Genomic DNA, 17,366 nt, shown 5'->3' with positions numbered 1-17,366 from the left:
CATCGCTCAGGGCACACCGGCCACTTTATAAGGGTTCTTACCGTCATCCGGCTGGCGTTTAAAGCGCTTATAGGTCCACTGATACTGAGCCGGAGCCACTGCTACACACTGTGCAATGCCCCGGTTCAGGGCAGCGGCGGCTACCACGGCGTCATCCGCATAAAGCTCATCATCCGCAGCGAAGAAATGGATATCGAAACCTTCTGCATCCGGCAACCGCTCAACCGAGATAAACAGCCCGATCGCGCCGGTACGTTTCAGCAGCTCATGGGGCAGTTTGGGGGTCAGCGTCTGCTCCACCGCCATAAACGGCGCAAATACTCCGCTGCGTGCCTTAGGCTCCTGGTCCGGCAAAAAGCCCACCATACCGCCCCCCTTCAGAACGGCAAACAAGTGCTTAACCCCCGCGCCCGTGGTTGGTACCAGTTTGCAGCCCACCTGTTCACGGCGGCTGACCATCCATTCATTGAAGACCTTACTCTTCGCCGGACGGTACATGATGGTGATAGGACACCGCGACGACACATAGTTGTTCACAAGTTCCCAGTTGCCCTGATGCGGACACAGCAACAGCACGCCGCGCTCATCCGCCAGCGCCTGATCAAACAACTCTTCGTTATGTACATTTTTCAGCAGCGCCAGACCTTCCTGCTGTGAATAACCCCACATCGGACCCATCTCAGTGCCTGTCATGCCATTCTGTAGCAAGGTTTGCTGCAGCAGACGTTCAAGCTCAACTTCCGCCATATCGGGATAACACATCTGCAGATTAACGCGGGCAACTTCACGGGAACAGGTGCGGCGACGGTAGAGGATATGGCCAATCAGACGACCGATGCGTTGTGACCATTTAAGCGGAATCAGGCCCATGACTTTGATCAGCCCGATCATAAAATATCCAACCACGAAAACACCCTGCTTTTATTGAGAAAGCGCAGTGTAACCAGTTGTTCACAATGTGGAAATATTTGTTGCGGAAGCAGCACCAGTGCAAACGCTACCGGTAAGGATTGTCGCGCCCCGCAGGCTGACGCTTAAAACGCTTATACAGCCACTGGTATTGTTCCGGGCAAATACGGATACAACGTTCGACCGTGCGGTTCATTGCAGCCAGCGCCACAGAGGTATCCGCGGCGTAAATTTCCTCATCCGGCTCGACAAAGTGCAGATCGAACTTCGCCTGATCTTCCAGCCTGCGGGCAAACAGAAATACCGCGCGCGCACCGGTACGCTTCAGCAGCTGAACCGGCAGGGTTGGCGTCAGAGCCTGAGTGCCAAGGAAAGGCGCGAACTCGCCGCCTTCCGGTCTTGGTTCCTGATCCGGCAGAACCCCAACCACACCGCCGTTGCGCAGAGCCCGGTACAGTGCCTTGATGCCGCCGGTGGTGGTCGGTACCAATTCACCACCGGTTGCTTCGCGGCGGCTGTGCATCCATTCATCAAACACCGGATTGCGCGCCGGGCGATACATGGCCGTCAGATCTGAGCGGGAAGCAATATACGTGTTGGTCAGCTCCCAGTTGCCCAGGTGTGGCACCAGCAGTAATACGCCCTTACCTTCAGTAATGGCGGCGTCAAAAATCTCTTCGCCATGAATCTGATTGATATGCGCCAGGGAGTCTTTGGCCGGACGTCCCCACATCAGTCCCATCTCGGTAAACATCATGGCGTTATTAATAAAAGCCTTACGCATCAGACGATTACGTTCGCTATCCGGCAACTGAGGGAAACACAGACGGGTGTTCACGTCCGCCACATGGCGGAACGAATCACTGGTACGCCAGACGATTCGCGCCAGCAGGCAGCCGAACGCCCGGGCCATACCCAGTGGCATCCAGCTGAACAGACGGATAATAAAAATGGTCAGATAGCCGATCAGATTTTTCATACAAAAAGCAGGGTTTCACAATATCCGTCGAAGGGTAAAAGCGCAGAGCGATTTTTATAAGAGCCAGAAAAGCACCACTCTGTTGCTCTGCTAGACTCAAACCATCTGACTCTGAAAATTCCATACCCCATGATCAACCTCGAACATGCTCTGCAGGACAAACGCATTCTGATTGTGGACGACCTGGTCGAAGCCCGCAGCTCCATGAAGAAGATGCTCACCATTCTTGGCGCACAGACGATGGATACCGCCACCGATGGCCGCGAAGCCATGGATTTCATTCTGGAGAAAGATTATGACATCGTTCTTTCAGACTATAACCTCGGCAAAGGCAAAGACGGCCAGCAGATTCTGGAAGAAGCCCGCTATACCAGCCGCCTGCGTGCCAGCTCGCTGTTTATTCTGGTCACCGGTGAAAACGCCGTCGACATGGTGATGGGCGCTCTGGAATACGAGCCCGATAACTACATCACCAAACCATTCACCCTGAACATGCTGCGCGAGCGCCTGACGAGGATTCTGACCACCAAACAGAAACTGGCCGAAGTCGACGCCTTTATCGACGGCGGCGAAATCGATAAGGCCATTGCCGCCGCTGAAATTCTGCTGACCAAATACCCCAAACTGGAAATGCCGCTGATCCGTATTCTGGGCAAACTTTACGTCCGTCAGAAACGCTATCAGCAGGCGCTGGAGATCTATTCGCAGCTCCTCAACAAGCGCTCGGTGTCCTGGGCGCGCCTGGGCCAGGCCATCTGCATTCACTTTATGGGTGAATCAGAAAATGCTCTGGCACTGCTGCAGCGCACACTGATCGATCACCCAATGTATGTGCAGTGCTATGACTGGTGCGCCATTATTCTCAACAGTCTGGGGCGTCCGCAGGAAGCGCAGAAGCAGCTGGAGAAAGCCGTGGAAATTTCCCCCAAAGCCGTTCTGCGACAAATGGAACTGGGGCGTATTGCTTACCAGAACTGCGACTTTCCGGTTGCTGAAGCAGCCTTCGAACAGGCCATGCGCCTTGGCCGTTTCTCCTGCTACAAAACCGCTCATAACTACCTGCAGTTTTCTGACGCCGTTCGCCATCTGCTGAAAGGCGGCTCCGACCGGGTCCAGAAACTGCGTCTTGAGAAAGTTCTGCGTGCATTTGATGAGCTGCGTCAGGACTATGCCGGTCAGGAATCCGTAATGTTTGAAACCTGCATCGTCGAAGGTAAAACCTTCGTAACCATAGGTGATGAAGATAAGGCCCTGAAATCCGCTAAAAATGCAGAAACCGCCTTAGGCAGAATCAAAAAACCCGACCATGCACAACAGCTGAAAATGGCTGGCGCCTACGTCGACACCGGGCAGCATGTAAAGGCCAAAGATCTGATGCGCAAACTGAAAGCGGAAGGTCTGTCAGACGAACATGGGCAGCAGCTGCAGGCGCTGGAAAACAGTCTGAATCAGATGACCATCCGGGAACATACCGCCAGGCTGAATGCCAGAGGTGTCGGCTGTTATGAAAAAGGTGAGTTTTCTCAGGCTATTGAAGCCTTTGACGAAGCGGCCAACTATGAAGAGGCCGGAATCAGTGTACTGCTGAACGCGATTCAGGCGAAAATCAGCCTGATTGAAAATACACAGATGGATCTGGTTCAACTGAAAGATTGTTACCGCTACTTTCAGCGCATCGGACCGATGGGCAGCAACGATGAACGCTATGAGCGTTACGAACGGCTGAAGCACAGTTTTACGCGGCTGAAACGCGCCGCAGGTCTGTAGGCACAACGCGCAGATCCGACCACCAGGAGACGGTATGAAATTCGAGCACATGGTTGCCGCCGTAATTCACGACCTGAAGAATCAGCTGCAGTCCCTGCTGGACTATGAGCAGGAAGCAATCAGCCAGATTCCGGCCCGTTACCACCATCACCTGCAACCGATTCTGCAGCGCACCAACCGCTTAAAGAATGACACCATGCAGATGGTCAGTCTGTTCCGGCTGGAGCAGCAGCAGAATTTTCCCATGGACGATGCCTGGCCGAGAGATACCGCCAGCGATGCCATTGAAGCCATCCAGTTACAGTACCCGACGATCAAGTTGGTGAATGAAATCGCCGACGAGTGCCAGGGCTTCTACAACGAGAATCTGATTCAGCTGGCGCTGGTGACCCTGATCACCAACAGTGCCCAGGCCGGCGCCAACCGCATTCAGCTGACCGCCGATGACAGCAACGGACTCCACATCACCGTGCAGGATAACGGTCACGGTTTTGATGAATCCATTCTTTCCGGCGAAAAAGACACCACCAAAACCGAAGGCAGCGGCCTTGGCCTGTTCTTCGTCAAACTGATTGCCGAAGCGCACAGAAACGGCGAAGACATCGGCAAAGTCACCATCGCCAACCGCTCACAGGGCGGTGCCAGCGTCACTCTGAGCCTGCCCTGAAGCGCATCTGAACAGGACGTTCAGAAATAAATCTATTAGTTGCGACATCAGTCATGCCAGCCAAAACCACCTTCGTATAAGCTGCGGAATCTCTGTTTAACAAGGTAAGGAAGCCAATGAGAATTCTGTTGCTGATTGTTTTGGGAATGCTGGCGGGGTGTTCAGAAAGCCCCTCTGACAGTTACCTGAACACGCCCGGTTTTAATATCAGAATCCCCCACGACGTTGCCAGCGGCGGACATTTCTTTGCCGCTGGTGATTTATCCGTTGCAGTGAAATCACCATCCGGCGGCGTTCTTATGGCCATGTCGGTCAGCCGCCTGCTGGAAAATCTGGACAGTGATTTTATTCTCGCCGATTACCCGCGTTATGCTCTTGGGTTAAAGCAAACCGACAACCTGAAAGACGCCGACCGGCTTCGTTTCGATCAAAGCCGCAGCGTATATGAAGCGACCTATGATCTGTCACACGTTCGCCAGCAATCCTCGCCCGGCAAAGAGAGCTACAGCGTCTGCAATGAAACCGAGTGTCTGGCCTTTATCGTAAAAGACGATGTCGCTGAACATATCCTGATGCTCAGCTCCACCAATATCCGACAGGAGAGTTTCAGCCGCATTGCCGGAGATATCTGAGCTGCGCTACCGATATGACGCATCCTGCTGCTGACCGGGTGTCGCAACCTGCCGGACGCCGGGCGCAGCGGACAAACTGTTCTGCCCCGGGTTAGGCCAGCCCCCTGCAAACATCGGCCAGCACTGGTATAATCCTGCGTCATTTTATCTTGGCACTGCCAAACATACTCTTTGAGAATTCAGGAATCCCACCGTGAGTCAGAGTCGCCACAACGTCAAAACCTTTCAGGGCATGATTGCCGCCCTGCAGGAATACTGGTCCGATCAGGGCTGTGTGATTAACCAACCCCTCGATATGGAAGTGGGTGCCGGTACCTTTCACGTGCACACGTTCCTGCGTTCTATCGGCCCTGAAAACTGGAACTCGGCTTATGTTCAGCCAAGCCGCCGTCCAACCGATGGCCGTTATGGTGAGAACCCGAACCGTCTGCAACACTACTACCAGTTCCAGGTGGTGATGAAGCCGTCTCCGGCGGACTTCCAGGATCTGTACCTGGCTTCTCTGCAGGCACTGGGTATCGACTCCGGCGTGCACGACATCCGTTTCGTAGAAGACAACTGGGAATCGCCGACTCTGGGCGCCTGGGGTCTGGGCTGGGAAATCTGGCTGAACGGTATGGAAGTCACTCAGTTTACTTACTTCCAGCAGGCCGGTGGTCTGGAATGCTTCCCGGTAACCGGTGAGATCACCTACGGTCTTGAGCGTATCGCCATGTACCTGCAGGAAGTGGATTCTGTTTACGATCTGGTCTGGACTTACGGTCCGGATGGCAAAGCCGTGACCTACGGCGACGTGTTCCACCAGAACGAAGTGGAGCAGTCCACCTACAACTTTGAATACGCCGACACCGACTTCCTGTTCCAGGCCTTCAATCAATATGAAGTGGACTGTAACCGTCTGGTAGAAGCCAACCTGCCGCTGCCAGCGTACGAACAGACGCTGAAAGCCTCCCACACCTTTAACCTGCTCGACGCCCGCGGCGCGATTTCCGTGACTGAGCGTCAGGGTTACATCCTGCGGGTACGTACCCTGGCACGTGCCGTAGCGCACTGCTACTTCGCCAGCCGTGCAGAAAAAGGCTTCCCGCTGGCTGATGAAGCCAACCGTGCGGATGTGCTGGCCAAGTACCTGGCACAGAAAGCTGAACAGGCTGAGAAAGATGCTGAGAAAAACGCCCAGGAGAAGAAGTAATGAGTCGTGATCTGTTAATCGAACTGGGTACCGAAGAACTGCCACCAACGGCACTGAAAAACTTATCTGCAGCGTTCACCCAGGGCATTGAAGACGGCCTGAAAGAAGCGGGCCTGAGCTTCGCTGACGTTGTATCTTTTGCGGCACCACGCCGCCTGGCGGTGCGTATCAACGCACTGGAAGAACAGCAGGCCGACAAAGAAGAAACTCTGTACGGCCCGCCAGCCAAGATCGCTTTTGATGCCGACGGCAAACCAACCAAAGCCGCTATCGGTTTTGCTGAGCGTGCCGGTGCTGACGCTGCTCAGCTGGAAACCGCGCCGGAATCCCACGGCAAAAATGCTGGCAAGCTGATGCTGAACCGCGTTATTAAAGGCAAGCAGACCACTGAACTGCTGGGCGACATCGTACAGAACAGTCTGGATAAACTGCCGATTCCAAAACGTATGCGCTGGGGTGCTTCCCGGGTTGAATTCGTACGTCCGGTACACTGGCTGATCATGCTGTTCGGCAACGACGTGGTCGATGCTGAAGTGCTGGGCCTGAAAGCCGGCAACACCACCCGCGGTCACCGTTTCCACGCACCGGGCGAAATCACCATTTCTGCGCCGGACGAATACGAAAGCAAACTGCGCGAAGCCTATGTAATGGCCGACTTCGCAGAGCGCTCTGCGCTGATCAAAGGTCAGGTAGAAGCCGAAGGTAAAAAACTCGGTGGCGAAGCGGTGATCGATGACGATCTGCTGAATGAAGTGACCGCGCTGAACGAATGGCCGGTGGCTCTGGCTGGCTCCTTCGATGAAGACTTCCTGCGCGTACCACAGGAAGCACTGGTGTCTTCCATGAAAGAACACCAGAAATACTTCCACGTAATGAAAGACGGCAAGCTGCTGCCAAACTTCATCACCATCGCCAACATTGAATCCAAAGATCCGTCACAGGTGATCTCAGGTAACGAGAAAGTTATTCGCCCACGTCTGGCCGATGCCGCTTTCTTCTGGGATACCGACCGCAAACACCCGCTGGCCAGCCGTTTCCCGAAACTGGAAAACGTGGTGTGGGTCAATGGTCTGGGCTCTGTGGCCGACAAAACCCGCCGTATCAGCGCGCTGGCAACTAAGATTGCCGAACAGCTGGGCGCTGATAAAGTGCTGGTACAGCGTGCTGCGCACCTGTGTAAAAACGATCTGGTGTCCAACATGGTATTTGAATTTACCGACCTGCAGGGTCTGGCCGGTAAATACTACGCCGAGCACGATGGCGAGCCGGAAGAAGTGTGCGCCGCCATGATCGAACAATACATGCCTGCGTTTGCCGGTGATGCTTTACCGCAAACACAGACCGGTACGCTGATTGCTCTGGCAGACCGTCTCGACAGCCTGGCAGGCCTGTTCGGTACCGGCCAGATTCCGACCGGCTCCAAAGACCCTTTCGCACTGCGTCGTGCGTCTCTGGGTGTGCTGCGTCTGCTGGTTGAAAAAGAAATTAATATCGACCTCGGCACCCTGATCGACTGGGCGCTGGCCAACGATTGGGAAACCGATCTGAAATCCGACACCAAAGCCGTGCTGACCGAATATATGCTGGACCGCTTCAGCGCCTGGTACCACGATGAAGGTATCCCGGCCGAAGTATTCCAGGCAGTTCGTACACTGGGCATCACCAACGCTCTGGATGTAAACCGTCGCGTACAGGCCGTACATGAATTCAGCAAGCTGGAATCCGCTGAAGCTCTGGCAGCCGCCAACAAGCGGGTTTCCAATATTCTGGCGAAGAACAATGGTGACGCAGTATCTGCTGACGTGGATGCCAGCCTGTTTGAAGCGGCAGAAGAAAAAGCCCTGTTTGAACAGATGACCGGCCTCAAAGACCTGATCATTCCGTCTCTGGAAAAAGGCAACTACAGCATGGCGCTGGAAGCACTTTCCACACTGCGCAAAGTTGTGGATGACTTCTTCGACAACGTGATGGTGATCTCTGATAACGAAGCGGTGAAAAATAACCGCCTGGCGCTGCTGAAACAGCTGCGTGCGATGTTTATGGGGATTGCGGACATCTCTGTGCTGTAAGCTTACTTAAGCCTGCAAAAGCCCGGTACTGGCAACAGTACCGGGCTTTTTTGTTTGCACTGAGATACTCACCTTCATTCTTATGCCTGACTGCGCTGTACTTTTTAATCTGATCTTTGCACTTTCCCCTTTGCACTCCGTTCTGTTTTTTCGGTCGCAATCACCGGGCGAGAAATCGATGTGCGTAAAATTGATAGCAGAAAACCGACGTTTAAAAAGCGAAGCTGTAAAAGCCGGTATCAGGATGCGTAGTTACAGAGAGCGGGTTATAGAAAGTGAGGGTTACAAAATCGGTAACAAAGACGTAGCCTAAAAAATTACTGAAAAATAAATATTCCAACGTACATTCTCCAATTTTTATAAATGCAATTTTCCTGACATGCTTTATTCCTATTATTTTGAATACTTTAGTTTTTCCCATTTGGGGTGGTGATAAATTACCGGTGTTGTCGCCACTGATCTATATGTAAAAATTTGGCGATATTTGCCTCGGATTAATTCCACTAAGTCAGCCCTTACAATAGCAGGGCTGATCTTCATAGCACCTGCCCCCGCACCGTGGGGTTTTTTATTTGCCTTGCCAACTCGTTATACTCCGGGCAACTATTCAAACATGTTCCTTTAACCCGAAGTGCCGTAATAATGAAACTGATTATCCTCGACCGCGACGGTGTTCTGAACGAAGACTCAGACGCTTATGTAAAATCCGTTGATGAATGGATTCCTATTGCCGGCAGTGCCGAAGCCGTTGGGCGTCTGTATGAAGCCGGCTACACCATCGCGGTTGCCACCAATCAGAGCGGTCTGGCCCGGGGTTATTTCACTCAGGATGATCTCGACGCCATGCACGCTAAGATGATCGCGCTGGCAGAAGCAAGCGGAGGACGGTTTGCCCATATCGCCTACTGCCCCCATGGTCCGGATGATGATTGCGACTGCCGCAAGCCGCTGCCTGGCCTGATCCACCAGATCGAAAAGGCGCTGAACACGTCGGCTCAGGGCGCCTGGATGGTGGGTGACTCGATCCGTGATCTGGAAGCCGGTTTGGCCGCCGGCTGCCGCCCGGCACTGGTGCGCAGCGGCAAAGGAGCAAAAAGTGAGGGCAAACTAACCTCCACAGCCGGGCTGGAGCACACTCCGGTCTTTAACGATCTGGCGGCGTTTACTGACCATCTGCTGGCCGATTGAGCAACCAAGGAAACAGTTATTCGCCGCAGAGGCAACGGCTGCCGTACCATTAAATGGTATAAACCTGTTATCTCATTAACAGAGGCCTTCAGGTACGGGCGATATGGAACCAACAAGCAGCGTGACAACTAACTCCGCTTCCGGCGCAGCAGCCAGCTGGTATGTGCGCACAGTAATCTTTTATGTGGTGCTGGCGATGATTACCCTGGTGTGGTTCATCCCCAGCTTCACCATTGGTCTGCTGCTGCCACTGAAAGCCCGTAATTTCTTTGTCATGGGCATTCCCTGCCGTGCTGCGATCTTCGCTCTGCGCTGGATCTGCGGCGTGCGCTATGAAGTCGAAGGCAAAGAAAACATCCCTCATGATGGCCGTGGCTATGTGCTGCTGAGCAAGCACCAGAGCACCTGGGAAACCTTTTTCCTGCCAACGCTGATCACTCCGCACGTTCAGGTGGTTAAGAAAGAGCTGTTTTATCTGCCGCTGTTTGGCTGGATGCTCAACCTTATTCATCCGATTTTCATCGACCGCAGCAAGCGCACCGGTGCCATGAAGCAAGTACTCACTCAGGGCACAGACCGGCTGGAATCAGGGATTCATGTTTTGGTATTCCCGGAAGGCACCCGTGTTCCACCGGGTAAGCGTAAGACCTTTTCCAAAGGCGGGGCCATGTTAGCCAGTAAATCCGGCGCTGACGTCATCGCCATTGCCCACAACTCCGGCGAATACTGGCCGAACAACAGCTGGGTGAAGCGGCCAGGAACCATCCATGTGGTGATCAGTCCGGCATTCCCATCCGCTGATCTGACCTCAGCTCAGCTGGCTGAACAGACAGAGAACTGGATTAACGAGCAAACCGATCGTATCTCAACTGTATCCTTTAATGGGGAACTGGTGCAGAACGACACCAGTGGCAAACGCTTCTGACGCTTCTCAGTCAGTGACCCAGCGTTTTATCGACGGCAGCTCAGGCTGCCGTTTTTATTTCCCTTACGCACGGCCAGATGCGCTGCAAAGACTTCTGTTTAACTTAAACAGCAGCTGCGCAGGCAGCTCACTCACAGAAACTCCGCTCACTGTTAAGCCTTAGCATTTCAGCAAAAAGTTCTGCAACAGTCCGTTGCCATTATTCCGTGATCGGCTCAGGAACAACTTTGAAAATCGCCAGTCCTAAGGTTACGCAACAGGGAGAGATCAACAATGATGACTGGTTTATCCGGGTTTATCGGCTTGCTGATTCTGATCGCAGACGTTTACGCATTGATAAATGTCGTTCAATCGCGGTCAGCATCAAATGCGGGCAAAGCCGTCTGGATTGTCGCCATCTTTGTACTCCCCCTGCTCGGCTTTATCGCCTGGCTGTTTTTCGGGCCGCGCGGTAAGGCAAATCTCTCTGAGTAGTTTTCCTTCATCTCTCCAACCCCGCAAGTGGTTCGGCCGCCTCAATGAGCGGCCTTTTTTTTGCCTGCTTTTCAGCGGCTATTCAACTGCAAATCAGGGTCAGTCTGAGCTGCAGGTGGGAATTAAGTTATCCTTCAGCTGCTTTGTTCTTCATCCGCATTATTGGCTGCTTCTGACAACAGGCGGATATTTGCTGCCGGCGCTTTCCCGCTCTTGTCTTCGCCAAAATAGAGCGTCTGATGCGGGAACGGAATTTCGATATTGCGCTCATCAAAGGCAATCTTCATGCGGCGGTTAAATTCGCGCCCGACGTTCCATTTTTCATGGGGCAGGGTTTTGCTGCGCGCTTTAATAATCAACGCGCTGTCAGCAAACTGATCAAGTCCGAGAATTTCCAGTGGCTCCAGAATCAGACGGCCAAACTGCTCATCGGCGCGTAATTCTTCATCTATTTCACGCAGGCATTGCATCACCTCATCGACGTTTTCACGGTAAGCAACGCCGACATTAAACAGGTAATAGCTGAAATCCTTGGTCAGGTTGCTGACGATGGTGACATCACCAAACGGCACGGTATGCACGGTACCATCCAGATCACGCAGCTGAATTTTGCGGATGGTGATTTTTTCCACCGCACCGAATTTGTCGCCCAGCTGAACGACATCACCAATCTGCAGCAAGTCCTCAAAGATCACCATTGCACCGGTGATGAAGTCCTTCACCAGCGTCTGCGCACCAAAACCAATAGCGATACCCAGCACACCAGCACCGGCCATCAACGGCAGGATATCCACGCCCAGCTCAGACAGGATCACCATAATGGCGAACAGCGACAGGGTAAACAGCAGCACGTTGCGGATAATCGGGGTGATGGTCTTCAGCCGTGATTCTTTAACCCGGCGGTTTTTATGCTCGAAGACCTCAAGAAAGGCATTCACCCCTTCCCAGATCAGCGTCCAGACAAACATAATCACCGCCAGTGTCAGGGCAAAACCGAATACCGAGCCGAGCGGCAATGAATAATCGGTATCGTCTTCGATGTAAGCGGTAAACAAACGTGAGCTGGCATACACCAGGAAAATCAGCCCGAACAGATAGCCGACCCAACGCTGCAGAAGGAACACACTGCGAAAGCGCTGCTTATCCAGATGAAAACGCGAGCGCACCTTACTCAGACGGCGGTTAAACAAAACGGCCAGCCAGTTATTGGCAAACACACAGACGCCGATCAGCAACAAGGTTAAGCCAAAGCTGATCAGTGCACCGATAAAACTTTCACTCAGCCCCCAACTCTGCAGCAGGCCAACAAAATCACTGGCCAGACCGGAACCGGCCGATTCAATGTTCAGCACATCCGTCAGCGAATCCAGTGACTTTTCGTCTTCTTCATTGGCCTGGGCCATCAGCTGCAGTTGTTCAATCAGCTGCTGCCGCTGTTCTTCGTTCTCCAGCGTTGAGATAAGATCATTAAGCTGCTGATCGCTGATTCCCTCTGTGTTGCGTCCTTCCGTGCTGCTTCCCTCTGTGCTGTTTCCTTCTGTGCTCTCTCCTTTTGTACCGGTGCCAGAATCGCTGTCACTGCCTTCAGTGCCAGATAAAGGCTGCGAAGAGCCCGCTACAGCCTCTGTGACGCCCGTGACGGCCTGTGCGTAGCTGACCTGGCCCATGAGAAGCAAAAGCATTAAAGGCGCAAACACAGGCATAAATAAGCGCATGACGGACGGTCGTTTTAAAGTGTTGCGGATAGATGAGCGCACAGTGACTCCTTTCCTGTCGGTCAGAACTAAAAGCATCAGGGTGAGTATATGCGACCGGGTGTCGCAGGGGATGTTCCGCAGACCTTTTTGCATACCCGGATATGTAAGGAGTGGCGAAGAAAGTTCAGTGCAGTGGCGGTTGCTGCTCATACATTCCCCTCAGAAGTGCTGGCGGTGGTTTATGAGCTGAATACTGGGTATTATTCGGCTCACTATATGAGCCGAATAACATTATTAATCGGCTCACGTCAGACCAGACAGTAAACCGGAGTAACGTGCATGCAGTGGATCTGGCAATCACCACAATGGCCCGAATTCAGCTGGGATAATACTGCTGTTGCCCCTGCATTGCGCGCGGTGCAGAAAAAAGCCGGCCTGTTGTTAGGCAAAGCCGGTGAGACAGACAGCCAGTTAACGCTCGATACTCTGCTGCAGAATATTGTCGCGTCCTCCGCCATCGAGGGTGAGTGCCTCAACATTGATTCCGTCCGTTCGTCATTGGCCAGGCATCTGGGCATATCCGCTGAGCACAACTACCCGGTCAGCGACCGCTCCGAAGGTCTGGCAGAAATAATGAGTGACGCACTACTGCACAGTGACCACCCTCTCAGTGCAGAACGTCTTTTCCGCTGGCACAGCTGGCTGTTCCCTGAGAACACAGCACTGAGTAGCCGCCCTTTGTTAATTGGTCAGCTGCGTGGCGAAGAACCTATGCAGGTAGTTTCCGGCAGTATCACCCGGCCGAAAGTGCATTTCGAAGCGCCACCCAGAGCGGAACTGCACAAGCTGCTCGAAGACTTTATCGCCTGGTTTAACCGCACGGCACAACAGCCCGGTTTCGACCCCTGGTTGCGCGCCGCCATCACCCACTTCTGGTTTATAACCCTGCATCCGTTCGATGATGGCAATGGTCGCCTCGCGCGCGCCCTCACAGATATGGCATTGGCTCAGGCTGACCAGCAAAGCATCCGCCTGTACGCTATGTCCGTCGCCATTCTGGATAACCGCAAAGGCTATTACGACATTCTGGAATCCAGCCAGCGGCTGGATGGCGAAGCTGAGGAAGCAGATAAAACACCGGATATCACCAGCTGGCTGCTGTGGTTTCTCGATACGCTGGAAGCGGCCATGAACAACACGCTGAACAATATCGAACGCACGCTGGCCAAAACCCGCTTCTGGCAAAAGTTCCAGAGCGCCGGTTTAAACAAAGAACAGGTCAAAGTGCTGAACCGTCTGCTGGACGGCGGCGACAAAGGCTTTGCAGACGGCATCAGCGCTGCGCAATACCAGAAGGTAACCAAAGTCAGTAAAGCCACCGCTACCCGCCATCTGGCGGACTTAGTGGCTAAGGGTTGTCTGGAGAAGATGGCTGGCGGTGGGAGGAGTACCAGGTATCGGGTTCTCAGCTGATTTATGCGAGATCTGAAGCTAAATCTACAAGATTCAGATAACTATCCCTGTTCTTATTCTTCGCTATTAATTGATTCTTGAGCGTTGACAAGAAAGCGGGCGTTTCACTTACTTCTTCAATACTCCGCCTAGCATCTTTATTCGTGAAATAATTCCTATCAGTTAGGCTAGCATCAGATTCGAACTCAAGCAGCATTGCTGAGATCCGAGCCAGTAAAGTCAAATCAATCGGCATTTCGATGTCACGGTACCGGCTTTTGTCGAAATCAAAAAGAGAATTATCTTTCACCGCATATAGCAAGCTCATCCCCTTGAGTTTCAATGACAGATTCTTCCTAAGCCTGTAATGTGGGATCAAAGATGTACCCATTTCATGAAGTCGATGAACTTGCTTAATGGCTTCCTCCCACGATTCATTTTCAACAAAAATGTTTTCATATATTTTCTGAGAAACTGCTTTTGTTGCAATCATCAGGGCTATAACTGGCCACAAGAAACTTTTTCTTTGTGCGTTCGACGCAAAGCAAAGATATAACTGATCCATCCACTGCAATGTTGTCCTTAAATCAAAACAAAAGCTCTCAGCAATGGCCGCAAGGTTATTTGCAAGAACCTCTTCATTTTCCACAATGACATTACCATCACAGGTACTTAATAAAGCCTCTGACAGATGATCCTTAAATACCGGCTGTGTCCGAATAAAGGACAGTAAGTCGGCCTTCTTCAGCGTAAAACTACGATTAAAAAACCGGTAGAGATAACGCTGTGCATCAAACTCCGAACCGTACACGGCTTTAATCGAATGCTGTAGTTGATCGGTATTGGTGGCGATAACAAATACCAGCCCTTTTACATCGAATAAATGCTTTACCGTTTCCAGCAATTCAATGGCGTAAGTCGGACGGCAACGATCCAGTTCGTCGATAAACACAAACATGGGTTTGCTCAGCTCACTGTCAGTTGTAATCAATGTGATCCAGTTTTCTATTTCTGTTTTTAGCTCGCTGATCACATTCATTTTATTCCGGTGCTCTTCTATCACAGAGCGGACCACTGTTTCGGAAACTTCGGACATACCAGCTTTAAGAATTTCTGTAGCATCTTCTCCAAGATGCTTGTTCGCCTGATGTATCAGCGCACTTTTAGATGCACCTTTAATAAACTGACCCAACTTTCTTAATGACGAAGCTCTGTATTTTTCAGCAGCCGCATTTGGAGCTTCGGAAGACTCCAAAGCTTCCTTCCAGTAAGCCTGAAGCCACTGTAAGCAAAGGATCATCAGAAAAATCATTCTTCCAGGCGTCGATATATGCCGCTGGATGTTGTGCCTTTACTGTGTGATACCAGCGTTGCAGGAACCAGCTTTTGCCGGCGCCCCATTCAGCGTTCAGGTTCATCACGTAAGATTCATTGACGAAGCCCGCCAGATAGCCGGTTAAGAACTGCGCGTATTTCGCTCTGCCGAGCTGATCACCGGGTAATGGCTCAGCAACGCCCTTCTGATCGTTGCTCCAGTTCCAATCGTATTCCGGACCCACTTCAGCTTCCTGTTATTCCATGTTGGTTGGTCTATAACAATACCCTGTATTTTCCGGTTTTAAAGTCTTAGTAACAGCTACTGAGCGACAAATGAGTGCGAATATCTATCCCCCCTGCCTGGAATCTTCCCTCTCCGCGAGATCAAAGCAGGTAAACATAGCGTCTATCAGGTTGAGAAACACATACTCATGCACCGACTGTATCGCCGTCTTTGGCTCCCCGGAGGCCTCAGATTCTGCAATTGAATGGCGATAAGCATTCCAGCAGAACTCTGCCAGTTGCAGTGCTTCCTCACGATCGCGGACCACACCACGATGAAGAATGGTGCGGCTGTCGCGGTCTTTCAGCACACCGGCATAGTAGACGAGCACTTCTCTGTCATCGGGCAGTGGGTAAGCAGGCATGGCGTAACCTCAGATCAGTCGATCCATTGTTAATAAATTCATCAGGCAGCAGCCGTCGCCACAGAGCTTAACGAAAGGCTGTGAGCGGGTTGGGAATGCTGACAAAGGATTCTTACTGAGTTGTTACAACGGGCAAGGAATAATGGAATCAGCGGGCAAACCTGGTCAATTGGTTGCCGTATTTCCACAGGCAGAGCAATTTCTTCTGCTCTCCGTCATTGAGCAAGAAGCGCAGGAGGACCTTCAAGTCCGCGCCCCTGCCCTGTGTTCCACGTGGAACACGAAATCCCTCAGATCCGCATACATGAGCACTGAGTGGTATCAGTAGACGAGACAAGTCCTGCCAAAGCTGAAGGAAAGAATCAGCGACAGCTGAGCACGGATATAGTGACTAAAGGGGTAAACTGAGGGAGTAAAGCCAGAGAGTAGCTTTGGGTAGGATGGATGTTCCACGTGAAACATAAACAGCAGAAGCTGCTGTTCCACGTGGAACACAACCAACCGGATCAGAAGTCCAGGTTGGCTACGTTCAGTGCGTTGGCTTCAATGAAGGCACGACGCGGTTCTACTTCGTCACCCATAAGAGTGGTAAACATCTTGTCAGCGCCAATGGCGTCTTCGATGGTTACCTGCAGCATACGACGGGTTTCAGGGTCCATGGTGGTCTCCCACAGCTGATCCGGGTTCATCTCACCCAGACCTTTGTAGCGCTGGATGCTGAAACCTTTTTTGGCTTCATTCAGCAGCCATTGGATAGTGTCCCAGAAGTCTTCAATCATATGAACACGTTCGCCACGCTGAATATAAGCGCCCTCTTCCAGGGTAGCGCTCAGCTTCTCACTCATGGTTGCCAGCTTGCTGTAGCCGCCGCCGGTGAAGAAGTCTTTATCCAGCAGGTAGTCACGTGGAATACCGTGAGTGATGACCTTAACCTGAACCTTATTGCTGTTGCGCTCAACGTCGTCAACGACGTTAACCACGAAGTGGCTGCCACTGCGACCAGCATCCGGCAGACGCTCAGACAGTTTCTCCGCCCAGGCGATCAGGCCAGCTTTATCTTCCAGCAGTTCAGCGGAAACGCGCGGCAGAGTCAGCATCTCATGCAGAACTTCACGCGGTACCAGGTTGGCCATGCGGCTTACTGTGTCCTGAGTAGCACGGTAGTCAGCAACCAGTTCAGCAAAGGCTTCATCGGTGATAGCTGGCGCTTCCGGTGCAGGATGCAGAGCGGCTTTCTCCAGCGCGATGTGGGTCAGGTAAGACTCCATCGCCTCTTCGTCCTTAATGTACTGCTCCTGCTTACCACGTTTGATTTTGTACAGTGGTGGCTGAGCAATAAAGATATGGCCACGTTCAATGATTTCCGGCATCTGACGGAAGAAGAAGGTCAACAGCAGCGTACGGATGTGCGCACCGTCGACGTCGGCATCGGTCATGATGATGATGCTGTG

At 52.4% G+C, this 17,366-nt stretch carries 16 protein-coding genes; 9 read left to right on the top strand and 7 right to left on the bottom strand.

Annotated features, from left to right (window positions below; translation table 11 throughout):
- Nucleotides 1–6: 6 nt before the first annotated feature.
- The gene (locus tag B2Z72_RS12205) at nt 7–891 is read right to left on the bottom strand and encodes a lysophospholipid acyltransferase family protein (RefSeq protein ID WP_297004934.1); all 885 of its coding nucleotides are present in this window, start codon (nt 889–891) and stop codon (nt 7–9) included.
- Between the two features lie 106 nt (nt 892–997).
- Nucleotides 998–1,888: a lysophospholipid acyltransferase family protein gene (locus B2Z72_RS12200; RefSeq protein ID WP_296981630.1), complete on the bottom strand. Its 891-nt coding sequence runs from the start codon at nt 1,886–1,888 to the stop codon at nt 998–1,000.
- 129 nt (nt 1,889–2,017) lie between these two features.
- Here B2Z72_RS12200 and B2Z72_RS12195 point away from each other — a divergent pair, with 129 nt between their 5' ends.
- The 8 genes from B2Z72_RS12195 (at nt 2,018) to B2Z72_RS12160 (ending at nt 10,802) form a co-directional block, all read left to right on the top strand.
- Nucleotides 2,018–3,655 (top strand): response regulator, encoded by a 1,638-nt coding sequence (locus tag B2Z72_RS12195; protein ID WP_296981628.1) that lies wholly within the window; start codon nt 2,018–2,020, stop codon nt 3,653–3,655.
- Between the two features lie 34 nt (nt 3,656–3,689).
- The gene (locus tag B2Z72_RS12190) at nt 3,690–4,322 is read left to right on the top strand and encodes a sensor histidine kinase (RefSeq protein ID WP_296981626.1); all 633 of its coding nucleotides are present in this window, start codon (nt 3,690–3,692) and stop codon (nt 4,320–4,322) included.
- Between the two features lie 116 nt (nt 4,323–4,438).
- Nucleotides 4,439–4,954: a hypothetical protein gene (locus tag B2Z72_RS12185; protein ID WP_296981625.1), complete on the top strand. Its 516-nt coding sequence runs from the start codon at nt 4,439–4,441 to the stop codon at nt 4,952–4,954.
- A 232-nt stretch (nt 4,955–5,186) separates the two neighbouring features.
- Nucleotides 5,187–6,146 (top strand): glycine--tRNA ligase subunit alpha, encoded by a 960-nt coding sequence (glyQ, locus tag B2Z72_RS12180; RefSeq protein ID WP_414716356.1) that lies wholly within the window; start codon nt 5,187–5,189, stop codon nt 6,144–6,146.
- Nucleotides 6,146–8,215, top strand: coding sequence for a glycine--tRNA ligase subunit beta (gene glyS, locus B2Z72_RS12175; protein ID WP_296981621.1), 2,070 nt, complete (start codon nt 6,146–6,148; stop codon nt 8,213–8,215). The genes glyQ and glyS overlap by 1 nt, the downstream gene beginning before the upstream one ends.
- Nucleotides 8,216–8,857: 642 nt before the next feature.
- Nucleotides 8,858–9,403, top strand: coding sequence for a D-glycero-beta-D-manno-heptose 1,7-bisphosphate 7-phosphatase (gene gmhB / locus B2Z72_RS12170; protein WP_296981619.1), 546 nt, complete (start codon nt 8,858–8,860; stop codon nt 9,401–9,403).
- Between the two features lie 103 nt (nt 9,404–9,506).
- Complete coding sequence (locus B2Z72_RS12165; RefSeq protein ID WP_296981617.1) at nt 9,507–10,328, top strand: lysophospholipid acyltransferase family protein; 822 nt, start codon at nt 9,507–9,509, stop codon at nt 10,326–10,328.
- 273 nt (nt 10,329–10,601) lie between these two features.
- Nucleotides 10,602–10,802: a PLDc N-terminal domain-containing protein gene (locus tag B2Z72_RS12160; protein WP_296981615.1), complete on the top strand. Its 201-nt coding sequence runs from the start codon at nt 10,602–10,604 to the stop codon at nt 10,800–10,802.
- A 134-nt stretch (nt 10,803–10,936) separates the two neighbouring features.
- On the opposite strand, the gene B2Z72_RS12155 is transcribed toward B2Z72_RS12160, so the two are convergent.
- Nucleotides 10,937–12,559 carry a mechanosensitive ion channel family protein gene (locus B2Z72_RS12155; RefSeq protein ID WP_297004931.1) on the bottom strand — a complete coding sequence of 541 codons (1,623 nt, stop codon included), beginning with the start codon at nt 12,557–12,559 and terminating at the stop codon, nt 10,937–10,939.
- Between the two features lie 279 nt (nt 12,560–12,838).
- Here B2Z72_RS12155 and B2Z72_RS12150 point away from each other — a divergent pair, with 279 nt between their 5' ends.
- The gene (locus B2Z72_RS12150) at nt 12,839–13,972 is read left to right on the top strand and encodes a Fic family protein (RefSeq protein ID WP_296981612.1); all 1,134 of its coding nucleotides are present in this window, start codon (nt 12,839–12,841) and stop codon (nt 13,970–13,972) included.
- 1 nt (nt 13,973) lies between these two features.
- On the opposite strand, the gene B2Z72_RS12145 is transcribed toward B2Z72_RS12150, so the two are convergent.
- The 4 genes from B2Z72_RS12145 to B2Z72_RS12130 form a co-directional block, all read right to left on the bottom strand.
- The gene (locus B2Z72_RS12145) at nt 13,974–15,206 is read right to left on the bottom strand and encodes a KAP family P-loop NTPase fold protein (protein WP_296981611.1); all 1,233 of its coding nucleotides are present in this window, start codon (nt 15,204–15,206) and stop codon (nt 13,974–13,976) included.
- Nucleotides 15,172–15,510 (bottom strand): P-loop NTPase fold protein, encoded by a 339-nt coding sequence (locus tag B2Z72_RS12140; RefSeq protein ID WP_296981610.1) that lies wholly within the window; start codon nt 15,508–15,510, stop codon nt 15,172–15,174. The genes B2Z72_RS12145 and B2Z72_RS12140 overlap by 35 nt, the downstream gene beginning before the upstream one ends.
- A gap of 105 nt (nt 15,511–15,615) precedes the next feature.
- Complete coding sequence (locus B2Z72_RS12135) at nt 15,616–15,915, bottom strand: hypothetical protein (protein ID WP_296981608.1); 300 nt, start codon at nt 15,913–15,915, stop codon at nt 15,616–15,618.
- A gap of 506 nt (nt 15,916–16,421) precedes the next feature.
- Nucleotides 16,422–17,366, bottom strand: a 945-nt coding sequence (locus tag B2Z72_RS12130) for a toprim domain-containing protein (RefSeq protein ID WP_349681249.1), incomplete at its 5' end; no start/stop codon positions are given.

This window comes from Thalassolituus sp. UBA6592, from assembly GCF_002433655.1.
In the GTDB taxonomy this organism is placed as follows: domain Bacteria; phylum Pseudomonadota; class Gammaproteobacteria; order Pseudomonadales; family Oceanobacteraceae; genus Venatoribacter.
Note: the sequence above shows the minus strand (reverse complement) of the source record. Positions and strands in the feature narration are given on the sequence as shown.